Annotated in this window: 4 protein-coding genes; all 4 read left to right on the top strand. The window is 71.6% G+C overall.

Annotated features, from left to right (window positions below; all coding sequences use genetic code 11):
* The coding region (locus tag A612_RS02915) for an HAD-IC family P-type ATPase (protein WP_141630317.1) at nucleotides 1-469 on the top strand (469 nt) is incomplete at its 5' end.
* Nucleotides 470-492: 23 nt separating this feature from the next.
* A complete protein-coding gene (locus A612_RS02910; protein WP_019373102.1) occupies nucleotides 493-942 on the top strand; it encodes a DUF3703 domain-containing protein in 450 nt (149 codons plus the stop codon).
* Nucleotides 943-1,046: 104 nt separating this feature from the next.
* The gene (locus tag A612_RS02905) at nucleotides 1,047-1,676 is read left to right on the top strand and encodes a YitT family protein (protein WP_019373101.1); all 630 of its coding nucleotides are present in this window, start codon (nucleotides 1,047-1,049) and stop codon (nucleotides 1,674-1,676) included.
* A 108-nt stretch (nucleotides 1,677-1,784) separates the two neighbouring features.
* The gene (locus A612_RS02900; protein ID WP_019373100.1) at nucleotides 1,785-2,288 is read left to right on the top strand and encodes a DUF411 domain-containing protein; all 504 of its coding nucleotides are present in this window, start codon (nucleotides 1,785-1,787) and stop codon (nucleotides 2,286-2,288) included.
* Nucleotides 2,289-2,308 lie beyond the last annotated feature (20 nt).

Genomic DNA, 2,308 nt, shown 5'->3' with positions numbered 1-2,308 from the left:
GGCCGTGGCCGCCGAGGCGGGCATCGAGGACGCGCGCGGCGGCCTGTTGCCCGAGGACAAGCTGGAGGCGATGGCCGAGCTGCAGTCGCGCATCGGCCCCACGGCGATGACCGGCGACGGCATCAACGACGCCCCAGCCCTGGCACGCGCCGACGTGGGCTTCGCGATGGGCGGCGCGCACAGCACCGGCATGGCGATGGAGACCGCCGACGTGGTGCTGATGAACGACGATCTGCGCCGCATTCCCGACACCGTGGTGCTGGCGCGCCGCGCGCACCGCGTGCTGTGGCAGAACATCCTCCTGGCGCTCGGCGTGAAGGCGGTGTTCTTCCTGCTGGCCGTCATGGGCCAAGCCACCATGTGGATGGCGGTGGTGGCCGACATGGGGGTGAGCCTGGCCGTGGTGGCCAACGGCCTGCGCCTGCGCCGCGGCGCCGGCACGCCCCCTGCCCGCGAAGGCGACCGATGATGAACTCCCCGACGACGACCCCGATGACACCGAAACCGAAGTCCCCGCAGACCCTGCAAAAACGGCCCAGGCCCCGGCCCAACCCGGCCGGGCTGACGCGCCAGCGCGCCGCCTTCGAACACCTGCTGGCCGGCTTTCGCGCCAGCGCCGACCGGACGCCGGCCGAGCGCTGGAGCTACCTGGAGGCGGCGCACGTGCTGGCGCAGAACCGCTTCGTGCTGCACTGGCGCTCGCACTGGCACATGCTGCGCTTTGCCCGCGAACTGGGCCACCGCGCCGAGGCGCGGGGCCAGCTCGCGCGGCTCGGCCTGACTGTGTTCGGCCACCTGGTGCAGCGCCTGCCGCAGGGCAACACCGGACGCGCCCATGTGCCGGCCCTGCAGCCCATGGTTCCGCCCGCCGCCGTGCGTGCACGCATCTCCGAGGCCATGGCCTCGGTCGCGCCGCCCGCGAATGCGCCTGCCACCACCTGATCCGCGCCGCACCAAGATACCTTGACGCAGCGCAAGGACCCCCAGCCCACCGCGTGTTGCAATCGCAGTCTGCGGGATGCCGCGCCCGCGTCCGCCGCCACGCCATGACGACCCTCGCCACCACCCCATCCACGCCTGAGCACCTCGCCCACAGCCGCACCGAGGACGTGCTGGCCCTGTGCACCGGGGTGCTGCTGGTCTCCATCGGGATCGCCTTCCTCGCCAGCGCCGGGCTGGTGACGGGGGGCACGGCCGGCATGGCCTTCGTCCTGCACTACGCGACGGGCATCGGCTTCGGCAAGCTGTTCTTCATGCTGAACCTGCCCTTCTACTGGCTGGGCCTGCGCCGGTTGGGCTGGGGCTTCACGCTCAAGACCTTCGCCGCGGTCGCGCTGCTGTCGGCCCTGACAGAGCTGCAGGCCCAGTTCCTGCACATCGCGGCCCTACCGCTGCCGTACGCGGCCGTCGCGGGCGGGCTGATCCTCGGCATGGGCTTCCTGGTGCTGTTCCGCCACCGCTGCAGCCTGGGCGGCGTCGGCATACTGGCGCTGTACCTGCAGGAGCGCCGCGGCTGGCGCGCGGGCAAGGTGCAGATGGCGGTGGACTGCGCCATCGTGGCGGCGGCGCTGGTCACGGTGGAGCCGGCGCGCGTCCTCTGGTCGGTGGCGGGCGCCGTGGTATTGAACCTTATCCTTGCAATGAACCACAAACCAGGGCGCTACGTCGCAGCCTGAGCACGGCGCGATTTCCGGATCCGGCGCCAGCCCGGCGTTCTCATCGTTCAGCCCCTTGCGGCCTCGCAAGGGGCGCCCACGTTTCCCTTCTTGACCAGGAGTCCATCCATGTCCTTCTCCACGTTCTCGCGCCGGCAATGGCTCGCCGGCGGTGCCGCCCTGCTGGCCGCCGCGTCCCTGCCCGTCCTGGCCGCACCGCCCCGCGCGGCCGCGCCCCTGCCGGCGATGGAAGTCTGGAAGGATCCGAACTGCGGCTGCTGCAAGGACTGGATCGACGTCATGCAGGAGGCCGGCTTCCAGGTCACGGTGCACGACACCGGCAACAACGCCGTGCGTGCGCGGCTCGGCCTGCCGCAGCGCCTGGGCTCGTGCCATACGGCGCTGGTGGACGGCTACCTGCTCGAGGGCCACGTCCCGGCGGCCGATGTGGTCAAGCTGCTGCAGCAAAAGCCCAAGGCACTCGGCCTGACGGTGCCCAGCATGCCGGTCGGCAGCCCCGGCATGGACGGCCCGGTGTACGGCGGCCGCAAGGACCCCTACGACGTGCTGCTGGTGACGAAGAACCTGATGGGCAGCGACGTCTCCACCCGCGTCTTCACCAGCTATCGCTGAGCGGCAAGGCGGGGCGCGCC

The organism is Melaminivora alkalimesophila, from assembly GCF_000282995.1.
GTDB classification, from domain to species: domain Bacteria; phylum Pseudomonadota; class Gammaproteobacteria; order Burkholderiales; family Burkholderiaceae_C; genus Melaminivora; species Melaminivora alkalimesophila.
Note: the sequence above shows the minus strand (reverse complement) of the source record. Positions and strands in the feature narration are given on the sequence as shown.